The organism is Bernardetia sp. (assembly GCF_020630935.1).
GTDB lineage: Bacteria > Bacteroidota > Bacteroidia > Cytophagales > Bernardetiaceae > Bernardetia.
This window is the reverse complement of the sequence record NZ_JAHDIG010000025.1, coordinates 1-23,193: the sequence shown is the minus strand read 5'-3', so window position 1 is coordinate 23,193 and position 23,193 is coordinate 1. Positions and strand designations below refer to the sequence as shown.

Below are 23,193 nucleotides of genomic sequence, written 5' to 3'. Positions count from 1 at the left end.
GTTTTATATGTGTAAAAAAACCGTTTTACTCTTTGTAAGCAAAACGGTTTTCAAAAGGTTTATTTATAGAAAAAAGTAAAATTACTGCGTAATAATCTCTTTTATATCCTGCATAATTTTCTTTGCCAAGTGTTCGGCTGTGGCTTCGGATTGTGATTCTGAATAGATGCGAATGATAGGTTCTGTATTTGACTTACGAAGATGTACCCATTCGCTATCAAACTGAATTTTGACACCATCAATTTTATTGACTGGATAGCTTTTGTATTTGTCAGAAATCTCAACCAAAACATTATCTACATTTATCTCTGGAGTAAGTTCAATTTTATTCTTTGAGATATGGTAACTTGGGTATTTTGCACGGAGCATTTTTGTACTTCCCTTAAACTTTGCTAATTGCGTCAAAAATAAGGCAATCCCAACAAGTGCATCACGTCCGTAGTGTAATTCTGGATAGATAATTCCCCCATTTCCTTCGCCTCCAATAACAGCATTACATTCTTTCATCTTTTCTACCACATTCACTTCTCCAACGGCAGCAGCGTGGTATTCACCTCCAGCTTTTAGTGTTATATCTTTGAGTGCTTGTGTAGAAGAAAGATTCGAAACTGTATTTTTTGTTTGTCCTTCGTCTTGATGCTGCAATACATAGTCTGAAATGGCAACCAATGTGTATTCTTCTCCGAAAGGCGTTCCGTCTTCACAAATAAGAGCCAATCTATCTACATCTGGGTCAACGACAATTCCTAAATTATAATTTCCACTTTTAATAGTAGAACAAATATGTGTTAGGTTTTCTGGAAGTGGCTCAGGATTGTGTTGAAAAATGCCTGTTGGTTCGCAATAAAACTTATCTACCTGTTTTACGCCTAGAGCTTCCAAAAGCATTGGAACGGCTATCCCTCCACTAGAATTTACCCCATCAACAGCAATTTTGAAATCTTTTGCAGCAATAGCTTCTTTATCTACTAAAGGCAGTTCTAATATTTTCTCAATATGCTTTTGAAGGTAAGTATCATCAGTAGAATAGCTTCCTAAGTCAGATACTTTTACAAATTCATAATCATCACTTTCAGCAATTCTCAAAATTTCCTCGCCTTCTTTTGCTGAAATAAATTCTCCTTTTTGGTTTAGAAGTTTGAGAGCGTTCCAATTTCCAGGGTTATGACTTGCTGTAAGGATAATTCCACCATTTGCATTCTCCATCGGAACAGCCATTTCAACGGTTGGTGTTGTTGAAAGTCCTAAATCTAAGACATCAAAACCCATTGCTTGTAAAGTAGAGCTAACAAGTTGCGAAACAAGTTCTCCAGACACACGAGCATCACGCCCAATGATTATCTTTTGGTTTTGTGATGTAGTTTCTTCTGCGTTTTCCTCTGTCATTTGGGCTGTAGCATTACTTACCCATTTTCCATAAGCTGCTGCAAATTTTACAACATCAATCGGAGAAAGACCTTCGCCCACTTTCCCACCGATTGTTCCACGTATTCCAGATATTGATTTTATTAAACTCAAAATTTCAGTATTTTATATTAGCTAGTTTTTCAGACTTGCAAAAGTAGTGAGCAAAAAGCAATTTTCATAGTAAAAAAACAGCTTTATTTTTTTGATAGATTTGCTTTTTACAGATATACATTTTAAGAGATAAAATGGTTTATTCAAATAACTTTTTAATATTCTTGAATTGATTTTTTTTATCAAAAACAGCTTGGGCTGCTCTTCTTCCATTTTCTCCAAAGGCTTTTCTTTCTTTCAAAGTCATTTTTTTCAAGGTACGAATTTCTTTAGGCAATAGTTCATAATTCGTCGAATTAGTTTGCTTATTCATCGTTGTTTTTATCACAATTCCAGTGCTGTATTTTCTGACTATATCTGCACTTTCGCCCCTTCCAAGTAATAAAATAGGCAATCCTGCTGCCATTGCTTCATATATTTTGGAGGGAACAGTTCCCAAAATTTGTTTTTTCTGAATAATAATAGCTGCATCGTAATCAGCTAATTTTTGAGCTACTTCCTTTGAGGGAATAGCATCATAAAGAAATACAGTTTGTTTTTTATCTTTAAAATTTTCTATAAGAAATCGCTCTATCTGATTTCTTTCGTTTCCATTTCCATATAAATGTAGTTCTGCATTTATTTCCTCAAAATCTACATTTTTTATCATTTCCAAAACTCCTTGTGCTACTCCCAAAAGCCCTGCATAGACTAATTTTATTGGCTTATCTTTTTCAATCTCATAATTTTCTTTGACCTTAAAACTATCTGTATCTACACCATTGCGATACAGAAAAATAGGTTTATGAGGAACAATTTCTTGTACATAATTTATAATTTCCTCTGACTGACCAACAATAAAATCCATTTTTTTGTATAAAAATGCTTCAATTTTCAAAAGGAGGTTGTATATTGTCTGCCCTTTTATTTTGTCTAGGTCTAAAAGAACACGAGGATAAAGGTCGGAAAGATTCAAGATAAGCGAAGGAATATAGCCTTTCTTACTAATCATTTTTGATAACATCCAAACACTCAGGACAGGCAAAAGTGGAGGGCTTTGAACAAAAATAATATTAGGTTGCTGTCTTTTGAGAAATGGAAATGCTAAAAACCAACTCAAAGCTAAACTTACCATACTAAAAAGACGAACCAAGGCAGACGAGGAGTTGGAAGGATAAAAAGAAAAACGAATTACAGTTATTCCATTTATATTTTCTTTATGTATAAACTTTCTGAAAAGAAACCTTCTATATGAAGAAAAAACTGTTCCTGTGGGGTAATTTGGAAACGTAGTATAAACGGTTACACTATTGCCTTCCTTTTTCAAACGCTCTGCCAAATATTGAATACGGGACGAACACGCACCGAGTTCGGGGAAATAATTGGGTGAAAAAATAGCTATTTGTTTCAAGGCTAATTATTAGTGATGAATGGTTAATGAGTGATTTTTTTGAGAAAAAATTAATCATTTGAAGTTACAAAAATAGCTTTTTTTATATTCTGACAGAACACGCTTTTTTATCTTCCTCATTATTCATCATTAACCTTTAGCTCAGCAGAGCCATCTAAAAGCGAGCGAAGCTAATTATCAATTAAATAAATATGTCAAAAACACATCAAATACAAATACAGATTACGGTTTATGAAAATGAAAGTGAGCTTTCAAAAGAAGATGTTTCATTGCTAAATGAAGCTAGAGAAGCTACCAAAAGAGCTTATGCACCCTATTCAGAATTTTCAGTAGGAGCTGCCATCAAGTTACAAAATGGAGAAGTTGTTTTGGGAAGTAATCAAGAAAATGCAGCCTACCCTTCTGGACTTTGTGCTGAGCGAACAGCTATTTTTTCAGCTTCCAATCAGTTTCCCAATGAAATTATCGAAACGATTGCTATTGCAGCCAAGCCACAAAAGGCAACTAATTTTATAGCAATTTCTCCTTGTGGTTCGTGCCGACAGGTAATGTCAGAATACGAAAACAAACAAGAAAAACCTATACGAATGATTATGGAAGGCGAAAACAAATCTATTTATGTTATTCATTCGATAGCTGATTTATTGCCTTTAAAGTTTTCTAAAAGTAGCTTGAATATAGAGTAAAAATATTCGACGAATATTTTGAATTGTAAGCAATAATCATTACATATTAGCATAAGATTTGACTATAAAAAATGTGGTATCTAGCATTCTGATTTTGGTTTGGTAGGTACTTTTTTTTTACTTTTTACTTGTCATTTGTAATGAAAAATATATACAACTTTTTAGTGTTTTTTGTATTGCTTCTCTGTGTTGTAAAGGCTAATGATAGCTTTGCTCAAATCGATGACCGTTTTTGGTTTGCTGCCCCAGATATTACGAGAGGGCATAATGATAGACCCATTTTTTTACGCTTTTCTACTTTAGATAAGCCTGCCACAGTAGTAGTTAGTATGCCAAGAGATGCTGCTTTTCCTACACAGGTAATCAACTTAGCTGCTTACTCTACTGGAGAACTGGATTTAACAACATGGATAAACTTGGTAGAAACTCCTCGCATGACTACCATTACTGGAGTACAAGCTACTGATGAAGTTGATGCAAATAGAAACTACAATAATAAATTTCCGAATGGAATACTCATAGAATCTACTGCTAAAATAACAGCATACTATGAAGCATCTTCTACTAACAATCCTGAAATGTTTGCTTTAAAGGGTAAAAATGCTTTGGGTAAAGATTTTTGGATTCCTATGCAGACAGCTTGGAATCATCAGTCCAGAACTCCAAATGCTTATTCTGGATTTGTCATTGTAGCAACAGAAGACAATACCTCTGTTACTATCACTACTACTAGACCTACTCGTACTTTTAGTGCAACAGGTGCATCTGGCACAACTGCAGCAGCAGGAACACGTACTATTATGCTCAATAGAGGAGAAACATTTAACGTAGCTTCACAGCAACCCACAGCAGGAAATGCTCCAGTAGGTTCTCGTGTAGTTTCTGATAAGCCTGTTGCAGTTACACTATTCCATGACACCATTCTGACTGGACAGGGCAGTTGTTATGATTTGGCTGGCGATCAGCTTGTACCTACAAATGTTTTGGGAACAGAATATATTGTTATGCGTGGTTCATTAGGTGTTGGAGGTACAGCCCAACCCGAGAAAGTATATGTTTTGGCTACTCAAGCAGGAACAACACTAACCATCAATAGAGGAGGGGCAAGTATTGCAGGTATTCCTACTTTAGCAGCAGGACAGCAGTATGCTTTTGATCTAACTGAAGGTACACATCCGAGTGCTTACATTACTTCTAATAAGCCTGTTTATGTACTTCACATGTCTGGTTATGGATGCGAAACAGGAGCAGCTATTTTGCCTCCTATTGAATGTACAGGGTCTCGTCTAACACAAGTGCGACGTTCTACAACAGACAACTTTACGCTCACTATTTTAGTGAAAGCTGGAGGAGAAGCCAACTTTTCTTTGAATGGAGGAGCAGTTAATACAGCTATTCCAGCAAGCTCATTTACCAATGTAAGTGGAACAACAGCTTGGAAATCGGCAAGAATTACACTTACCACAGCACAAGTAGCATCTGGAGCGATTGCTTCTGTTCGTAACACAACTACACTTTTTCACATGGGCGTAACCAACGGAAATGCTACTGGAGGATGTCGTTATGGTTATTTTTCTGCCTTCAACTCGCTCAATTTAGGACCTGATATTTCTATTTTTTATGGTTCGAATGCGACCTTAGATGCTGAAACATTTGGAGCATTAGACTATTTGTGGTATCCAGATTTGCAAACTACTCCTCAAATTACTGTTGATGTACGCAGAACAAGAGATTATATTGTAAGGGTGAACTTAGGACAATGTTATGTCTATGATACGATTTGTGTCGGAACGGTAGAATATGTTTGGGTAGGCGACCAAAAAGACCCTATAACAGGGATTTATACAGGAGAATATGGAGATTTTAAAAACTGGAGTGCGCCTTGTGGACAATCAAGTATTCCAGATTGTAGTCAAGATATTGTAATTCCAGCACTCGTAAATGGTATTCCACCGTTTTCATTTCCTATTATCAAGGCAAATCGTTCGTGTAGAAATATTATTATAGAAAATGGGGCAAGCATTACTATCAATCCAAATCAGCGTTTGGACGTCTGTGGAGATATGGTGCATTCAGGAACTCTTTTTATGCCTACTAATTCTACATTACAGTTTATAGGTTTACAACCACAAACCTATACAAGAACTGCCACAGGAAAAGGTAATTTTGAGAACTTATGGGTCAATAATCAAACACCTTCTCCAAATGTTCCTAGAGTAAAAGTATCTGATGCAGGCACTCAAAATATGGTGGTTAGCAAGACAGGTTCACTTACTTTTATCAGAGGAATACTACAAACAGAAGGAAATAAAGAAGTTGTGATACAAAATCCGAACTCAAATTCAGTAACAGGGTTCGTACTTACCAACAACTCTACTGACCGTTTTGTAGGTGGAAGGTTGCGAAGAGCCATAAATACAATGGGAACATATAATTTTCCTGTTGGTTTGGCAGTTGAAAATCTAGGTGTTGCTACTGTGGTAGCTACTAAAAGAGCAAATATTGTCAATACAACAGCTGCCAACTGGGTAACTCCTACTGCTACAAGTGATAAGTTCTGTCAGTTAAATCCATTACTCAATAATCGTATTATTCACTTGACAGATAATCAATCTTCTGTTCCAGATGCTGTGGCAGCTAGGCATTTACAGTTTCCTGCTGATGTAGCTATTTTGGGTAATAACCCACGTACTTTGGAGGCTTGGGTCTCTATTAATCCTAGCCCTAGCAACGGAGCTATTTTTTATATGGGAACAGATAAGCCTAAACAGTTATTTGCCCTTCGCAAAAATGGAACAACTACTGGTTTTAGAATTGATTTAGGAGGAGGAGTTGTAAAAGATTTTACATACAGTGGACTACTTAGCTCCTCTACCACAACCTATAACTGGCATCACTTTGCTATGACATACAATGGCTCAGAAATCGTTGTTTACATTGATGGAAATGAAGTTCCGACAGCTAATTACAACGTTACAGATTTGAATACCACCATCACATCAGCTACAAATAATAAATTTTATGTGGGCAGGTACAGAAGTGATGCAGGAAACAATTGGTACTTGTCTGGAAAATATGATAATATTCGTATTTGGAATGTAGCTAGAGCGCAAGCCGAAATAGCTTCAAATTACTGTGTACGTTATGAGTGTACGATTCCTCCAGAACTGATAGGAAATTATGACTTAGAAGATGGTTTTGGAATAGCAGACCACAAGCTAAGAAACTGTACAGTCAATCCTTTACAATATGAGCAAGCAAAGGTAGAGTTTCAAAATCCGATTACAGATGGAAAATACATTTTGAGTTATTTCAATCAGTATGGAAGTGTGCCTAACTCTCCAAATGAGCGTCGTTGTCAAGCCAATTTTGGAAGCTGTCCTGTACTTGACCATGGTTTTTGGACACTTTCAGCATATTCAGATTCTACTCTTTCTACAAAAGTAGCAGGCGATGGAAAATATCGTCTTACACTTTTCAATAACGCCTATACCAATGCTGGAGCATGTGGAAGTCCCCAAACAGCTATTATGAAGCGTAATACAAGTGCAGACCCTTGGTCAATCCCTAATTTACCTGCGCTTTGCTATGATAATTCAGTTGTTTCGACGGCTATGGAATGGATGAGTGGATTTTCAGATTTTGGCGTACCAATGACTTTAGACCCTGTAATTCTGCCAGTAGAACTACTTTCTCTCACAGCAAAGCCATTATATAATTCTATTCTGATAGAATGGAAAACAGCTAATGAAATAGATATTGAAGGGTATGAAATTTGGCGTTCGGATGACAACCAAACGTTTGCAAAAGTAGGCTGGGTAGAAGCAAAGAGTGCTAATAGATATATTTTTGAAGATGAAGAAGTAAAAACTAACTTAGTTTATTATTATTATCTGAAACAAATGAGTAATAACGCACAAGATAAAGCTAGTCCAGTAGTGAGTGCCAAAATAGAAGGAGGAGTGGAAGGTGGAATTAAAATCTATCCAAACCCTACTAGCAATGAATTTACGATTGACTTGAACGAAATTTATCTAGCTAACACTATTTATAAAGCTGAAATTTATAATAGTGTGGGAATGCTCTTAAAAACTAAGACCAGTGGTAATTCATCTAAAATAAAAATGTCTTTAGAAGGTTTATCAAAAGGAATGTACTTAGTAAAAGTTATTACGCCTACTCGCACCAAGTTTGTGAAAATAGAAAAAGAATAATGGTTTCAAACTATAAAAAATATCCCTTATCAATTTCTTTTTGGTTAGGGATATTGTTTTATATCAAATCCAAAACAGAATGTGTACTGATTTCTAAATGATAGGCTTTTAAGTTCGCTTTTCTTGCGCCTTCGATATGCTGTGGACTGTCGTCTATGAAAAGTGTTTTTTGAGGATTAAGATTGTTTTCTTTGATAACAAAATCGAAAATCTCTTTGTTGGGTTTGCGCATTCCTACCAAATGAGAAAAATAAGATTTTTCAAAAAGAGGTTCTAAACCGTCCATATTGTGACTTTGAAAAATAATGTTATCAAAAGCCTTTTTATGAATTTCATTGGTATTGCTCAAAAGAAAAATACGTTTTTTTTGCCCTATCTCTTTCAATAACTCAATTCTTTCTTTAGGAATATCTAAAAGCATTGCATTCCAAGCATCAATAATTTCTTGATATTTCACTTCTTTGGAAGAGGATTTTTGCATTGCCTCTACAAATTCTTTCTCTGAAATCTGTCCTGTTTCTAACTGATTGAAAATTTCTGTTTGACTTTGCTTCGAATACGCTTCTGAAAAATCAGTTCCAAAGATTTTTTTGAAGGCTTGCTCTGTTTTTTTATAACTCAAATTGATAATTACACCTCCTAAATCAAAAATAATAGCTTCATAATCGTATAATTTTGGAGTGGATTCAGACATAAGAGAATAAAAATTGGTGGATGTAAAATATAGACACAAAAAAAAGGCTTTAAAAAAACTAATCAAAATTAATTTTCTTAAAACCTTTTTAAAAGTGTGGGCCCAATAGGATTCGAACCTATGACCCCCTGCTTGTAAGGCAGGTGCTCTGAACCAGCTGAGCTATAGGCCCTTTTAATAGTTTTCTCAATTTTGAAATTGTAAAGTAAAAAATGTGGGCCCAATAGGATTCGAACCTATGACCCCCTGCTTGTAAGGCAGGTGCTCTGAACCAGCTGAGCTATAGGCCCATTCTTTAATCTTTACATTGGACAAATTTTGACATTCTTTTTATCATCTCTTTGTCCGAATTGAGAATGCAAAGGTATGCACAAAACTAATATCAGTCAAGTAATTATTTAAAAAAAAGTGTTTATTTTTTCATGTTTTTTGTAAACTGTTCATTATCAATGATTAATGAGTGAAAATAGTTCCTCATCTTTTTTGTTTGACAGTTTTTCTAATTTTTAAAGATCTTTAATTTTAAGAAATACTATTCTTGCTAAATGAATTTAGTAATTTTGAAAATAATTTTATCCAAATTTTAGTCTGTTTCGTTTGTTTATGAAGCTCAATCGCCTTGTATATATCCTAGTATCTTTTTCGTTTGTTGTTTTTTTAGCAGCTTGTGCCAGTCAAAGTATGCCCTCAGGAGGACCAAAAGATATTACTCCCCCTAAGCTCATTTCTACTTACCCAATTGACCAGTCGACTAATTTCAATGGTGATATTATTATTTTGGAGTTTGACGAAGACATAGCCACACAAAGACTGCAAGAAGAGCTACAAATTTCCCCTTTTATTGATGGAACATATAAATCAACAGTAAAGCGAAATCGTCTAACACTAAAATTTGACCAGCCTTTTGCTGAAAATACTACCTATACTTTTTCTTTTGGAAAAGGAGTTGTTGATTTTAATGAAAAAAATGTTCCCAAAAATATCAAACTGGCTTTCAGTACAGGCGATAAAATAGATTCTTTGCTTATTACAGGAACAGTCTCTGATTTGATGGGTGGTAGGAAATTGGAAAATGCAATGGTGGGTTTGTATGCTTTCAATGATGTAGAAGCAGATTCTTTTGATATAACTAATCGTCGCCCTCTTTATTTCTCTCTTACAGACTCAACAGGAAGATATGCTATCGAAAATATAAAAGCAGGAAATTATAAAGTATATGCATTAGCAGAGCCAAAAGATAAAAGAGACTATGTGTACAACAAAAATACAGAAATGATAGGTTTTTATGAAGAGCCTTTACAAATAGGAGCAAGTTATTCTGGAGTTGATTTTGAAGTGCTGAGATACGATATTTTGCCTTTTCGTGTGTCTGGAGCTAGGCAGAGAGGACAGTATTTTGAAATAAAATTCAATAAAACACTAGCTGATTATACGATTGAATATCAAGATGAAGGATTAGACAAAGATTATGACACTTTATTTTATCCCGTTTTGCAAGAAGAATATATCAATTTTTATAATAAAAATATAAACACTGAAGATTCTGTTGTGGCAAAAATGTCGTTTACTGATTCCATAGGAAATACTATCGATACTACTCTGACAGTACAGTTTGGAAAAGTTAGAAAACTTCGTGAAAATGCTTTTACAATGAGAGAAGAGCCACCTTCTGCAACGCCTATTTTACCAAATAAAGAATTAGAACTCAAATTATTTTTCAATAAGCCAGTTGTTCATATTCAATATGACAGTATCGTTACTGGTTTTAAAGGAGACAGTACAGGAACACTAACTACAGCAGCCGATTGGAAATTTAATAAGAATAAAACAGAACTTTCCTTTATAAAAGAAATAGAACTTTCCACAGACAGGGAAAAAGCCTTTCAGTTACAAATACGACCAAATACGTTTGTTTCCGTAGAAAATGATACCTTGAAAGATGCTAAAAACTTAGAGTACACACAAGGGGCAGAATCAAATTATGGTGTTATTAGTGGACAAGTTTTAGGAGCGTATGATAATTTCATCATCGAAGTACTTAATGATAAGGGTAAAGTAGAACAGACTATAAAAAATGAACGCAAATACAGATTTGAAAATCTAACAAAGGGCAACAAAACCATCAGAGTTTTGGTAGATATAAATGCAAATGGAAAATGGGATAATGGCGATTTTGAAAATAGAGTATTGCCTGAACCTGTCATAAACTTAAACAGAGAAATTGAAGTCAAACCCAACTGGGAATTTGAAGATATCAATATAGATTTAGGAAGTTAGATGATGATTAAAATCGAAAAAAATTAACATTTTAAGTGAAAAATTCGTACTTTAATAGGCTAGTTCCTATTCAAAATTGCTTATTTCTGTTATTACGTTACTTTTACCTTATAAATGAAATTATCATTACAAAAATCATATACACTCGAATATGCTTTATTTGGTATAGGTTTTGGTTTTTGCTTTCCTATTTTTGCTCTACTTTTTGATGGTATATTTCTAAAAGAATTGCCCATTAGTTGGAATGGGTTGGTAAGTGTGCATTCTTTAAATCCTTTACATTTCATTATTGATAGTGCGCCCATTTTTTTGGGTATAGCTTTTGGGTTTGCTGGACGCAATTTGGATAAAGTAACTAAAGTTCAGAGAGATATAGAAACTTACAATGAGGAACTTGTTCAACAAAATCAGATTGTAACACAATACTCTCATGAATTAGAAGCCCAAAGTGAAAAGATAAAAGAACAGCGTGTACAGGTCGAACAATTATTTGCTGACATTCAATCAAGTGTTCGTACTGCTGAAAGGTTACAACTTGCTCTTTTGCCAGACCCATCCTTGTTAAAGTCTAATTTTGAAGAAGCCTTTGTTTTTTATAAGGCAAAAGATATTATCAGTGGCGATTTCTATTGGTTTAGAAATATAGAATTAGATACAAAAAAATATAAAGTGATGGTTGTGGCAGATTGTACAGGACATGGCGTTCCAGGAGCTATTATGACTATTGTGGGTTATTTTCTTTTAGAGCGAATTATAGAGAAAGAAAAAGTAGTCTTGCCTCATAACATTTTAGAAGCCTTAGATGAAGGAATTACAGAGGCATTTACCTCCTCACAACATACTGATAGTAGCAAGGCTGTAAAAGTAAGAGAGGGAATGGATGCTTCAATACTTGTTTTTGATGAAGAAAGCAAAAAGGTGCATTATGCAGGAGCAAACCGTCCTTTGTATTATAGAACTCCAAATGATGAACATATCCAAGTGATTAAAGGTAGTCGTGCTGCTCTAGGAGGAGAAAGAAGAAAAAAAACAAAAGTATTTACTATCAATACCTTTGATTATGTAAAAAACACTCATTTTTATCTATTTTCAGATGGTTATACCGACCAGTTTGGAGGAAAGAATGATAAAAAATTTGGTAGTCGTCGTTTTAGACAGCTTCTCAACGAACGCCATTCCATATCTATGTTTCAAATGCAAACAGAAATATATTCGGCATTTGAAAACTGGAAAAAAATAACTCGCCAAACCGATGATGTAGTGGTGGTAGGCATCAGAACCTAAACAGGCACACTGTCTATTGAACTCCTGTTTTACATTTTTTAATAAAAGACTTGCCAAACTTTCTGCGACACTTCCCCCTTTAGCTTCGTCTTTCTACCAGTTGTCTAAGTTTTTGATTACGAGATTCTTAAAAAGAATTTTAAATTAATTTGGTTATTTATCATTATAAATACCTTTTTTGAAGGTTTTAAGAAGATATAAAACTGAATTTGGCTAATCTTTTCGTAACTTGCGCCCCAAATTGAAATAGCTTGAATCTAAAAAATACAAACAAAACAGTTTTTTGTTTGAAATTATAATCTATTAAATACGATTTGAGCATCAGAAGGGAAGTACATTATGAAACCAGAAAAAGTAGAAAATTTTACAGCACTCGTTCCAACTTCTTCTCGTACGAAAGAAGAGGTAAAGGAACTATTAGATAAAAATCGGATACCTTCTCACGTTGCGCTTATTATGGATGGTAATGGAAGATGGGCAAAACAACGAGGTTTTTCTAGAGTTTTTGGACACAAGAATGCTGTAAAAGCTGTCAGAGAAGCGATAGAAGGATGTGTGGAAATGGGAGTAAAATACCTTACACTTTATACATTTTCTACTGAAAACTGGCAACGCCCAGCCGATGAGGTAAATAGCTTGATGCAACTTTTGGTTTCAACATTGCGAAGTGAAGTAAAGGAATTGAGCGAAAAAGGTGTAAAACTAGGAGCGATTGGTGAACTAGCTTCACTTCCTAATAAATGTCAGCTACAACTTGATGAATCTATTGCCAAAACGGCACATAACGACACACTGGTCTTGACACTGGCTCTAAGTTATAGTGGGCGTACAGAAATGAAAACAGCGATTCAAAAAATTGCTCAAAAAGTAGAGCAAGGAGAAATTAAGGCAAGCCAAATAGATGAAGAACTGATAGCCAAACATCTTTACACTACATCTATTCCAGACCCAGAACTTATGATTCGTACAAGTGGTGAGATGCGAATTAGTAACTTCTTGCTTTGGCAGTTAGCCTACTCCGAACTTGCTTTTTTAGACGTGTTGTGGCCTGATTTCAGAAAAGTACATTTGTTTGAGGCTTTTCTTAGTTATCAGAATAGAGAAAGGCGTTTTGGAAAAACAGAAGACCAAATTTAAAACAACGACAACAAGTTTTAATAAGAAAATAAAATATCAATCTTTAGATTAAAAGAAAATATAAAATTGGCAGAATCTATCACTAGGTTTTGCATCATTTAGTTTATGAAAAAGCTACGCTATTCTACTCATTCATTATCCTTGTTTGAATCTATGTATTCTCATAATAAATTTATTCATTCTCTATCAGAAAAAAACATTACGAAAGGTATTGTTTTTTCTTTATTGTTTTTCTCTTTATTCTTCGGAAATGTAATTTCAGTTGTTGCCCAAACTACACCGTTTAAAGGATTAGGCAGTTTTGGAACTTCTTCTAAGAAAGATTTTGATTATGCAAACCCTAAAGAATATACTATTGGAGGAATTAGTGTAGAAGGAGCAAGCTATCTTGACCCAAATGCACTCATTTCACTTACAGGATTACGTATTGGAGACAAAATAATCGTTCCAGGAGAGACTATCGGACTTGCTATTCGTAAACTTTGGAAACAAGGACTTCTAGGAGATGTGAGTATTGAAGTAGATAAAGTAGAGGGAGAAAAAATATTTCTAAAACTTATCTTGACCGAACGACCAAGGTTATCTCGTTTTGATTTTACAGGTATTCCAAAAGGACAACAGAATACGTTGAAAGACAAAGTAACGCTCGTGCGTGGACGTATTGTAAACGATGTTATTATCAAAAATACAGAAGTTGCCATTAAACAACACTACATTCAAAAAGGCTTTAATAATATCAAGGTAAATATCGTTCAGAAAAAAGATACTACACTAGCCAACAGTATTAGATTAGAAATCGATGTAGATAAAGGCAAGAAAGTAAGAATAGAAGATATTGAAATTGAAGGCAACGAGGCGATTGCAGATAAGAAGTTAAAGCGTAAAATGAAAAAAACAAAGGAGTTTGTAGCGTGGAATATATTTCGCTCTTCTAAGTTTATCCCTAAAGAATTTAAAAACGACAAACAATCTCTTATTGCTTACTACAACAAACAAGGTTACCGAGATGCTTATGTTATTTCGGATACAGTCAAGAAAGAAGGAGACAATGTCAAAATTAAATTGACTGTAAACGAAGGAAATAAATATCATTATAGAAATATTACTTGGTCGGGTAACTATATTCATTCAGATACACTTTTGAGTTCAGTTTTAGGTATCAGAAAAGGAGATGTTTACAACCCAGAAGATTTACAGAAACGTATGTCGTATAACCCAACAGGTTTAGATATTACTTCTCTGTATATGGATGATGGATATTTATTCTTCAATATTCAGCCTATTGAGGTAAGAGTAGAAAATGATTCTATTGATATAGAAATGAGAATCTTTGAAGGAGACCAAGCAACTATAAGTAAAGTCATCGTAACAGGAAATACTCGTACAAGAGACCATGTTATTTTAAGAGAAGTTTATACCGTTCCAGGGCAGAAATTTAGCCGTTCAGCATTATTAAGAACACAACAACAACTTTCTCAACTCGGATATTTTGATGCTGAACAAATAGGTATAAATCCTATTCCGAATATGGCAGACGGAACAGTAGATATTCACTATTCAGTAGTAGAAAAACCAAACGACCAAATTGAACTCTCTGGGGGATGGGGAGGTGGAACTATTGGTTTCATCGGAACTCTTGGACTAACATTTAATAATTTCTCTTCTAGTCGTTTGTTAGATTTTAGTTCGTGGTCGCCACTTCCACAAGGCGATGGACAGCAAGTTTCATTGCGTTTTCAAGCAAGTGGGCGTCAGTTCCAGACGTATTCTTTCTCATTTACTGAGCCTTGGTTGGGAGGCAAAAAGCCAAACTCGTTCTCTATTAGTTTACAACACTCAAAGCAAAGCGAGTTCAATTTTAGTAGAGAAATTACAGGTAATTTCCAAGTCTCGGGTATTACACTTGCTTTAGGTCGCCGTTTGAGAGTGCCAGATAACTACTTTACACTTAGCAACTCACTATCTTTCTTGCGTTATAGTTTGAATAATTACACAAGAGCAGGTTTTAGAAATATCATTGATGGTTCTTTCAATAATATTGTTTTCAATACAACACTTTCTCGCTCTAGTGTAGATAGTCCGATTTACCCACGCAATGGTTCTACTATTTCTCTTAGTTTAGGACTCACTCCTCCATACTCTTCGTTCAGAAATATAGATTACCAAACAGCTGAAGATGTTGATATATTTAAGTTTGTAGAATATCACAAATGGATGTTTGACAATACTTGGTACACGCCAATAGCTGGAGACCTTGTCTTTAGTGCAAGAGCACACATGGGATTCATAGGCTCATACAATAAAAATGCTCCGACAAGTCCATTTGAAAGATTTATTTTGGGTGGTGCTGGTCTTGGTTTTGGTAACTTACTTTTAGGTTCTGATATTATTGGTTTGAGAGGTTATGAAGATAATTCTGTTGTTCCAAGTGATTCAAAAAGAGAAGGTGGTGTAGCATACAATAAGTTTGTAATGGAGCTTCGCTATCCTGTTACCCTCAATCAAGCAGCCTCTATTTTTGTTCTTGCGTTTGCAGAAGGTGGGAATAACTGGGGAAGTTTTCAAGACTTCAAACCATTTGATTTGAAACGTTCTGCTGGAGTAGGCGCACGTATTTTTATGCCAGCATTTGGTCTTTTAGGAATAGACTGGGCGTATGGATTTGACCAAATACCAGGCAATCCTGCTGCAAACGGTCCTCAGTTCCACTTTACTATCGGACAAATGCTTAGGTAAATCAGTCGTCAGTAAACAGTTATCAATTACCAATAAAATTCGAAATGGAAGACTTTGTTAGATAAAAGTTTTTCAGAATGATATAAAGAGCTTACTTTATTTTTTTAAATTTGATAACTGTTAAAAACTGATAACTGCTAATTGATAACTGGTAACTGAAAAATTTGGCAATGATTTTGAATTTTATCCCTATATATGATGAAAACCTTTTTTAATACAACTATTCGTTTTGCTGTCTCTGCTCTATTTTTGGTAGGGCTAGTATCTTTAGTAAATCCGAATATAGCTTCTGCTCAGCGTTTTGGTTATATCGATTCTCAAAAAATATTGGAGCGTTTGCCAGAATATTCGCAAGCCAATTCAGAATTAGAAGAAATGACCAAGCAGTGGAAGGCTGAACTAGCCAAAAAACAACAAGAGATTTTGGACAGTCGTACAAAATTAGAAGCTGAAAGAGTACTCTTGACAGAAGAAATGTATGCTGAAAAACAAAAAGAAATTGCTCAAAAAGAAACAGACTTAATTACATACAGAGAAAGTATTTTTGGTGCAAACGGACTTCTTTTTAAGAAAAGGCGTGAACTTATTCGTCCGATTCAAGACAAAATTATGGAAGCTGTACGTATTGTTTCGTTGCAAAAGAAACTGCATTTTATGTTTGACAAAGCTAGTGACTTGCACATGCTTTTCTACGATGAGACATACAACTTTACCGACTTCGTTTTGGAAGAACTAGGTATTCAAGACCCTAATATTTCTATCGATAAAGGATAAACTTAAATATTTAAAATCTCCAACAAATAAAAAAATACCCTTCAAACTCACTTAAAACAAAACTTATTCAAATTATGAGAAAGATAATTTTATCTCTAAGCCTTTTATTTGCTTTTGCATTTTTTATCAATACACAAGCAAATGCTCAAAAAATAGGCTATGTACAAGTAGATTCTGTGGCTAGTATGATGCCAGCTTACAAAGCTGCAACTTCTGAACTAGAAGGATTACAAAAAGTAATTCAGAAAAACTTACAAGGAGAATATCAGAAACTCCAAGCTAGACAAGCAGAGTTGGAAAAAACTGTAACTAATCAAGCACAACAACAAGCTGCACAACAAGAACTTCAAACCATGTATGCTGCAATTCAAGAGCAGGAAAAACAAGCAGAAGAGCGTTTTCAGAAAAAACAAAACGATTTACTTTTTCCTATCTATGAAAAAATCCGTGAAGCCATAAAAGAAGTTGGAAAGGAAGGAAATTATGTTCTGATATTGAATGAATTAGATGGTACAAATACAGCTTATATTCTTTATTCGGCAGAAGGAACAGATATTACAGACTTAGTAATCAAAAAGTTAGGACTTCAATAATAAAAATCAATTCTGACCCTTACAACAATTAAAATTAATTAATTACTTACCTTTGCAGAATTATTTTTGAGTGCAGCTAATTTCAATAGCTCAAAGAAAAACTATAATTCTATATACAAGACAAAACAAACGATGAAAAAGATATTTCTTCTACTCACACTATTTGCATTTGGTTTTGCTGCCAATGCACAAAATGTAAAGATTGGTTATACAAGTGCTTATCTTATTTTGCCTCACGTTCCTGAATATCAAAAAGCGCAAGATTCTCTCAAGAAAACAGAAGCTGCACTTAGTGGTATTTTAGCAGATAAGCAAAAAGATTTTGAAGCAAAATATGCAAAGTTTGAGAAAGACCGTCAAGACCCAAATATTCCTCCTGTTGCACTTCAAACTAAGGCAGCAGAACTTCAAAAACTCCAGCAAGAACTTCAACAAGAGCAAGAACTCTACACTAGAGAGCTTCAAAAAATGCAAACGAGTCTTCAAACGCCTATTTTGAAAAAAGTAAAAACAGCTATCGAAGAAGTAGGAAAAGAAAATGGTTATACATTCATTTTGAGTAGCCAAGACGGAATGGGACAAGACAACTTCCTTTACTCTACTGACCAAATTGATGTAACACTTTTAGTTTTGAACAAATTAGGCGTGAAAATGACAGCAGAAGAATTAGCTGCTGCTAACAAGAAGCTAGAAGACGAGCTAAAAGCTCAAATGGAAGCTGCACAGAAAGCACAGAACTAAAAAATCTTTATTTTTGATTCTTGAAAAACCTTATTCTGAAAAAGAATAAGGTTTTTTGTATTTTTGATGAAAACTAAATGATAAATTTAGACAATTAGAATTAGTATGGCTAAATTACAATATGATTTGAATAAAATAAATCAACTGATGAAAAGGTCTTTTCATTCGTAATTTTTAATTTTTAATTTTTAATTGATTTGAAAATCCCTATAAAAATAATTTTGTTTGTTTTGGCTATCTGTGTAGTTGTGGCAGTTACAGAAGTCTATCAGCGTGGACAGATGGTAAAAAATGTACATATTTTAGTAAAGAATGCAGCCCAAAATCCTCAAGATACTTCTCACTTTCTGACAGATGTAGAGATTTTGAAATTGGTTCGGCAGGATGCCAAAATTGATGTAAACAACCTCAAAATAAAAGAGATAGACACTAAAAAAATTGAAAACTCCATAAAAACTAATAACTTTGTAGATGAGTGTCAGGTAACAATAGATTCGAAAGGAGTCTTACGTATAGAGGTAGAAGAATTAAAGCCTCTTGCACGAATTTTGAACAAAAATACATCTAAAGGTGCTTATATTACCGAAACAGGAAAGTTAATTCCACTTTCTCCTAATTTTACAGCAAGAGTAATGTTGCTCTCAAGTGAAAAAAAGAGTGATACAGAACTTTTAGATACTGCTTTTTGGAAGATGCCAGAGGGAAAAGTATTTATAAATGCACTCAAAGAAATAGACAAACAGCCGTTTTGGAAAGCCCAAATTACGCAGCTAGAGCGAGATACAAAGGGAAATTTGGTAGCTTATCCACAGGTGGGCGAGCAACTCATTGAGCTAGGTACACCAGAAAATATGGAAGACAAACTAGCTCGTTTGAAGACTTTTTATGATAAAGTTGTTCCTCTGAAAGGCTGGGGAAGTTATCAAATGGTAAGTGTTAGATACGACAATCAGATTGTCTGTAAATAAATAGTAAAACATAAAATTAATTGATGAATATGGTAATTTTTTAAAGACACTATATTCATTCCGACATAAAGAAATATGCAAAATCAAAGAATAGTAGCAGGACTAGACATCGGAACAACAAAAATTTGTGTTATCGTAGGCAGAATGAATGAATACGATAAATTGGAAGTTTTGGGAATGGGACAAGCCGTTTCTGAAGGTGTGAAAGAAGGAATAATCAGTAATATCAATAAAACAGTAGCAGCTATAACACAAGCTGTTGAGGAAGCCGAGCGCAATTCGGGCGTAAATCTTCGTATTGTAAATGTAGGAATTGCAGGTAAGCATATCAAAAGTTCGGTACATCACGGAGGGATTACAAGAAATTCTAAAGATGGAGAAATTACACCTTCTGACGTAAATCGCCTAACCAACGATATGTATCGTATCGTAACCGAACCTGGTACAGACATAATTCACGTAATGCCACAACATTATACTGTTGATTATGAACCAAATATAAAAGACCCTGTCGGAATGGCTGGTGTAAAGCTAGAAGCTGATTTTCATATCATTACAGCTCAAACCAATGCGATTCGAAATATTAAAAAATGTGTGCAGCGTGCAGGTTTGGAGATTGATAATCTAATTCTTGAGCCTTTGGCATCTGCACTTTCAGTGCTGAGTGAAGAAGAAAAAGAAGCGGGTGTTGCCATTGTGGATATTGGAGGAGGAACGACTGATTTAGCCATTTTTATTGATGGAATTATTCGTCATACTTCTGTGATTCCTTTTGGTGGAAATATTATCACTTCCGACATAAAGCAAGGCTGTGCTGTGATGCAAAATCAAGCTGAACTTTTGAAAGTAAAATTCGGACGCTGTTTGGCAAAAGATGCTCCAGACAATGAAGTTGTATCAATCCCAGGGCTTCGCAATCGTTCTTCAAAAGAAATTTCTATCAAAAACTTGTCGTATATTATTGAGGCGAGAATGGAAGAAATTGTAGAGCTTGTTTATGGAGAGATTGTGCGTTCGGGCTATAAAAATCGTTTGGCTGGTGGAGTGGTCTTGACGGGTGGAGGTTCTCTTTTGCAATATTTGAAAGAACTTTTTGAATACAAAACAGGCTTAGATGTTCGTATTGGTTATCCGAATGAATATTTAGGAAGAAGTCAATCTGAAAGTGTCAAGAATCCGATGTACGCTACTGGTGTAGGTTTGGTGTTGGCTGGTTTCAGAACTTTAGATGATAGAGATGTTTATCAAAGAGATTACGATAAGGCATTAGACGTAGGTTATGAGATTAATAGCCAAGGACAAGAAGTAAAGAAACAAGCTGCAAAACCAACAGGAGGATTTTTTGCTAATATTTTGAAAAAAACCAAAGAACTCTTGATTGATGATTTTGATGATAAAAGCACCTACTAAATGATGAATTGTTAGTTATTAATGATTAATGAATACAATTCATATTTTTATAATTATGAAGACAGATTTAAAGTGAAATTTAAGTCTGTTTTTTTATCCTCGTTGATGACTGCATTTAAGTCTTTTCCCTGTTCTGTAACACAGAAAACAACAAATATCTGTTCGTACTCTAGCTACTTGTATTTATTAATCACTAATCATTAAAAACTTATAATTAGTTTATGTTACCAGAGATTGAAATAGATTATTTGACCGAAGATGAGGACGAAAGAGAACTTTGTCGTTGTTATTGGCTGCTCAACACAGAAGAACAAGAACTTTTCGATGCCAAAGAAAAATTTCGTTATACACTTTCTGAACTGGCTCTGAATTTTCGTCTAAAGCCTCGTCAGATTCATAATAAGGTTGCTCAGTATAGTCGTGCTTATATCAAAAAGTCAAAATGTGATTTATGTGGTATACCTACTCATTTTCTCAATCGCAGAAATGATTTCTACTCTAACAGAAAAGTGTATGAATATCAGCCGTGGGAAAATCCTGTGCCTTATTTGTGTGAAAGTTGTAAAGGTGCCTTAGAAAAAAGACAAGCTAAAAAAGCAAAGACAAAAAATTCATTACAATTTTCTGGAAAGATAAAATCTATTTTTCCTACCTCTCAACACTTACAGTTTTTTAAGCAGCTTCGTAGAGAGGAACATTTTGTCTATCCTCAAATTGCTATTTCTGTCTTTTTAGAAGAACAAAATTTTGAAGAATTTGAGAATCTTGAAAATGAAATCATTAGTTTTTTAGTCTGTGATGGCAAAGGAAATCCACAGAAAGCCATAGATTTTGTTGTGGTTGGCAAGGCAAAAGAACTCACAGAAGAACAGAAGGAAATATTTTATCAGAAAGAAAGTTTTTTTGAGCAAATTGGATTAGAGTATAAAATTGAGTTTAGTTGATATTTTTTACATTATAAAGTAATATATTGAAAAATACTTAGGGCTAACTAATCTCCTTTATTGGCACTTCAAATTTATCCTTAAAGTATTCTTTTTCATAGATATCATAGAGTTTTACCATGATTTCAATCTTACTGTCCTTTTTTTTACGATTAAATTTTATATTATATGCGTGAGAAGCTAATTTTGGTAATTCATTAAACATTTTCTTGATGCCTTCTATATCTGTCCCTCCATAATACTTGCTAGTTCCTCCCTCATATCTAGAAGCTACAGCTATTTCTTTTAGTAAATTAGATTTTAAACCATATCCAACTGTGTATATTGGAATACTTACTTCTTCAACTTTACGTTTAACTAATTGAAATTTTTCTCCTGTACTATCTCTATTGTCCTCTCCATCAGTCAAACATACTATTACTCTATAACCTATTTTTTCCTTCTCAATAACATTGACGGCTTTATATAGGGTATCCCATATAGCTGTACCCTCATTTACTAATTTTGTATGTTTCTTTAGTCCCCTCTTTATATCTTCAGTCTTGTTAGACCAAATGCCATCTCCTAAAACAAATTGAGAATCAACTTTAAATAAAAGTAATGAAATATACCAATCTATTTTAGATAAACTATTTAAATTAACTGTAAGCTTTTCTATTGCTTCTTCTACATTTTTATACCTATCTACAGGATTATTTGTGTCATCTTCAAAAAACATGGAGCGACTTGAATCTATTACCATTAATACTTTAAGTTTAATTGGCTCATCAGTTGGCTTTACTGATATCACTTCAACTTTTTTACCATCTTCCCAAACTTCAAAATGTGTCTCATTTAGGGTTTGTAAAGGAAAACGATTCCTTTTAGAATCTAAAAGACTTACTTTGCAAACAATTTCATTTTCTGAGATGAACTCTGGCTAAGGATTTTTTTGAATTTCAATCCCTTTTGGTTTATCTATAAAATCTTTATGAGCTTTCTGAACATTTAAAGAATCATCTGCTGCTAACCTTTTGGTTAGCAGTAACATTTCATATCCTATTTCCCAAAAACGAATTTTATTCTCGTCCTTTATTGTTTTTAATTCTAAAAATTTCTGAAAAATATTTTCTTCTAAACTTTCTTCAATTCTTGGGTATAAAAACTCTAGTAACTTGCTTAGTTCTGTGGTTGTTACTTCATTGTGTTTGTCGTAGAAGTTTTTGAGTTCTTGTTTTATTTTAAACTTTATATCAATTATTGCTAAGTCTATTGTATTATTATGATTAATGGCTTTTTTATAGCTATCATAAATGTTTTTATCTATTATTTGCTTACTTTCTAGCTCTATTTCTTGCTCCACTTTTGTCAAAATATACATAGCAGGAAGCCCTACAGATGGCATATTTTTTACAAGTTTAATGAATGCTCTTTTGTTTATTGCTAATAATAATACAGCAAAGAGAACAATATGAAGTACATTGATATTCCCGTTATTGAAAATTACTTGAGTAGCAATCAGTATTCCGATCACTAATACTATCAACCATCTGTATATTTGATAGTTTTTCTTATGTAAATCTATTAATACAGATAGCACAATAACGAACAGAAGACAGCATAATACTATTTCACTTCTGAAATTATCAACTAAAGGCTTAATTTCTATAAAAAACGAATCCACAATCATTAAAAAAGAGCCAATAAGACAAATGAAAATTAGTAGAGAAGGCTCTCGGCTGATAATTCTCTTATAAATTTCGCTTAAGTATTTCATATTTTTAAAAAAATCCTGGCACTATATGATTTTAGTTGCAAAATCGTAAATTAGGGATTAATTTTCAATTT

The 23,193-nt window shown here is 34.0% G+C and carries 17 protein-coding genes and 2 tRNA genes; 12 read left to right on the top strand and 7 right to left on the bottom strand.

Annotated features, from left to right (window positions below; translation table 11 throughout):
* Positions 1 to 81: 81 nt before the first annotated feature.
* Positions 82 to 1,518 carry a phosphoglucosamine mutase gene (glmM, locus tag QZ659_RS08790; RefSeq protein ID WP_291725052.1) on the bottom strand — a complete coding sequence of 479 codons (1,437 nt, stop codon included), beginning with the start codon at positions 1,516 to 1,518 and terminating at the stop codon, positions 82 to 84.
* A 139-nt stretch (positions 1,519 to 1,657) separates the two neighbouring features.
* A complete protein-coding gene (locus QZ659_RS08785) occupies positions 1,658 to 2,908 on the bottom strand; it encodes a glycosyltransferase family 4 protein (protein ID WP_291725048.1) in 1,251 nt (416 codons plus the stop codon).
* 191 nt (positions 2,909 to 3,099) lie between these two features.
* Between QZ659_RS08785 and cdd the strand changes: the two genes are divergently transcribed.
* Positions 3,100 to 3,594 carry a cytidine deaminase gene (gene cdd, locus QZ659_RS08780; RefSeq protein WP_291725044.1) on the top strand — a complete coding sequence of 165 codons (495 nt, stop codon included), beginning with the start codon at positions 3,100 to 3,102 and terminating at the stop codon, positions 3,592 to 3,594.
* A 140-nt stretch (positions 3,595 to 3,734) separates the two neighbouring features.
* On the top strand, positions 3,735 to 7,808 hold the full coding sequence (locus tag QZ659_RS08775; RefSeq protein ID WP_291725041.1) for a LamG-like jellyroll fold domain-containing protein: 4,074 nt from the start codon (positions 3,735 to 3,737) through the stop codon (positions 7,806 to 7,808).
* Positions 7,809 to 7,866: 58 nt separating this feature from the next.
* Here QZ659_RS08775 and QZ659_RS08770 read toward each other — a convergent pair whose 3' ends face one another.
* The 3 genes from QZ659_RS08770 to QZ659_RS08760 all read right to left on the bottom strand — a co-directional run bounded on the left by QZ659_RS08770 (position 7,867) and on the right by QZ659_RS08760 (position 8,792).
* Complete coding sequence (locus QZ659_RS08770) at positions 7,867 to 8,502, bottom strand: HAD family hydrolase (RefSeq protein WP_291725039.1); 636 nt, start codon at positions 8,500 to 8,502, stop codon at positions 7,867 to 7,869.
* A gap of 97 nt (positions 8,503 to 8,599) precedes the next feature.
* Positions 8,600 to 8,674, bottom strand: a tRNA-Val gene (locus QZ659_RS08765).
* 43 nt (positions 8,675 to 8,717) lie between these two features.
* Positions 8,718 to 8,792: transfer RNA gene (locus tag QZ659_RS08760), tRNA-Val, on the bottom strand.
* A gap of 391 nt (positions 8,793 to 9,183) precedes the next feature.
* Between QZ659_RS08760 and QZ659_RS08755 the strand changes: the two genes are divergently transcribed.
* The 10 genes from QZ659_RS08755 to QZ659_RS08710 all read left to right on the top strand — a co-directional run bounded on the left by QZ659_RS08755 (position 9,184) and on the right by QZ659_RS08710 (position 21,366).
* On the top strand, positions 9,184 to 10,779 hold the full coding sequence (locus tag QZ659_RS08755; protein WP_291725036.1) for an Ig-like domain-containing domain: 1,596 nt from the start codon (positions 9,184 to 9,186) through the stop codon (positions 10,777 to 10,779).
* A gap of 114 nt (positions 10,780 to 10,893) precedes the next feature.
* Complete coding sequence (locus QZ659_RS08750) at positions 10,894 to 12,063, top strand: PP2C family protein-serine/threonine phosphatase (protein ID WP_291725033.1); 1,170 nt, start codon at positions 10,894 to 10,896, stop codon at positions 12,061 to 12,063.
* Between the two features lie 339 nt (positions 12,064 to 12,402).
* Entirely contained in the window at positions 12,403 to 13,200 is a 798-nt protein-coding gene (locus QZ659_RS08745) for an isoprenyl transferase (protein ID WP_291725029.1), read from the top strand.
* 105 nt (positions 13,201 to 13,305) lie between these two features.
* Positions 13,306 to 15,936 (top strand): outer membrane protein assembly factor BamA, encoded by a 2,631-nt coding sequence (gene bamA, locus QZ659_RS08740; protein WP_291725027.1) that lies wholly within the window; start codon positions 13,306 to 13,308, stop codon positions 15,934 to 15,936.
* A gap of 195 nt (positions 15,937 to 16,131) precedes the next feature.
* Positions 16,132 to 16,710 (top strand): OmpH family outer membrane protein, encoded by a 579-nt coding sequence (locus QZ659_RS08735; protein WP_291725024.1) that lies wholly within the window; start codon positions 16,132 to 16,134, stop codon positions 16,708 to 16,710.
* Positions 16,711 to 16,784: 74 nt separating this feature from the next.
* Positions 16,785 to 17,303: an OmpH family outer membrane protein gene (locus QZ659_RS08730; RefSeq protein WP_291725021.1), complete on the top strand. Its 519-nt coding sequence runs from the start codon at positions 16,785 to 16,787 to the stop codon at positions 17,301 to 17,303.
* 132 nt (positions 17,304 to 17,435) lie between these two features.
* Positions 17,436 to 18,044 (top strand): OmpH family outer membrane protein, encoded by a 609-nt coding sequence (locus QZ659_RS08725; protein ID WP_291725017.1) that lies wholly within the window; start codon positions 17,436 to 17,438, stop codon positions 18,042 to 18,044.
* A 197-nt stretch (positions 18,045 to 18,241) separates the two neighbouring features.
* Positions 18,242 to 19,012 (top strand): cell division protein FtsQ/DivIB, encoded by a 771-nt coding sequence (locus tag QZ659_RS08720; RefSeq protein WP_291725013.1) that lies wholly within the window; start codon positions 18,242 to 18,244, stop codon positions 19,010 to 19,012.
* A gap of 75 nt (positions 19,013 to 19,087) precedes the next feature.
* Positions 19,088 to 20,422, top strand: a complete 1,335-nt coding sequence (gene ftsA / locus QZ659_RS08715) for a cell division protein FtsA (protein ID WP_291725010.1) — start codon at positions 19,088 to 19,090, stop codon at positions 20,420 to 20,422.
* 221 nt (positions 20,423 to 20,643) lie between these two features.
* On the top strand, positions 20,644 to 21,366 hold the full coding sequence (locus QZ659_RS08710) for a hypothetical protein (protein WP_291725007.1): 723 nt from the start codon (positions 20,644 to 20,646) through the stop codon (positions 21,364 to 21,366).
* A gap of 43 nt (positions 21,367 to 21,409) precedes the next feature.
* Here QZ659_RS08710 and QZ659_RS08705 read toward each other — a convergent pair whose 3' ends face one another.
* Together QZ659_RS08705 and QZ659_RS08700 are read right to left on the bottom strand one after the other, a co-directional pair.
* Positions 21,410 to 22,156: a vWA domain-containing protein gene (locus QZ659_RS08705; RefSeq protein ID WP_291725003.1), complete on the bottom strand. Its 747-nt coding sequence runs from the start codon at positions 22,154 to 22,156 to the stop codon at positions 21,410 to 21,412.
* 129 nt (positions 22,157 to 22,285) lie between these two features.
* On the bottom strand, positions 22,286 to 23,029 hold the full coding sequence (locus QZ659_RS08700; protein ID WP_291725000.1) for a hypothetical protein: 744 nt from the start codon (positions 23,027 to 23,029) through the stop codon (positions 22,286 to 22,288).
* Positions 23,030 to 23,193 lie beyond the last annotated feature (164 nt).

Coding starts and splice junctions, on each gene's coding strand:
- cdd (WP_291725044.1), top strand. CDS start 3,100: ATGTCAAAAACACATCAAATACAAATACAGATTACGGTTTATGAAAAT.
- QZ659_RS08775 (WP_291725041.1), top strand. CDS start 3,735: ATGAAAAATATATACAACTTTTTAGTGTTTTTTGTATTGCTTCTCTGT.
- QZ659_RS08770 (WP_291725039.1), bottom strand. CDS start 8,502: ATGTCTGAATCCACTCCAAAATTATACGATTATGAAGCTATTATTTTT.
- QZ659_RS08755 (WP_291725036.1), top strand. CDS start 9,184: ATGCCCTCAGGAGGACCAAAAGATATTACTCCCCCTAAGCTCATTTCT.
- QZ659_RS08750 (WP_291725033.1), top strand. CDS start 10,894: ATGAAATTATCATTACAAAAATCATATACACTCGAATATGCTTTATTT.
- QZ659_RS08745 (WP_291725029.1), top strand. CDS start 12,403: ATGAAACCAGAAAAAGTAGAAAATTTTACAGCACTCGTTCCAACTTCT.
- bamA (WP_291725027.1), top strand. CDS start 13,306: ATGAAAAAGCTACGCTATTCTACTCATTCATTATCCTTGTTTGAATCT.
- QZ659_RS08735 (WP_291725024.1), top strand. CDS start 16,132: ATGATGAAAACCTTTTTTAATACAACTATTCGTTTTGCTGTCTCTGCT.
- QZ659_RS08730 (WP_291725021.1), top strand. CDS start 16,785: ATGAGAAAGATAATTTTATCTCTAAGCCTTTTATTTGCTTTTGCATTT.
- QZ659_RS08725 (WP_291725017.1), top strand. CDS start 17,436: ATGAAAAAGATATTTCTTCTACTCACACTATTTGCATTTGGTTTTGCT.
- ftsA (WP_291725010.1), top strand. CDS start 19,088: ATGCAAAATCAAAGAATAGTAGCAGGACTAGACATCGGAACAACAAAA.
- QZ659_RS08710 (WP_291725007.1), top strand. CDS start 20,644: ATGTTACCAGAGATTGAAATAGATTATTTGACCGAAGATGAGGACGAA.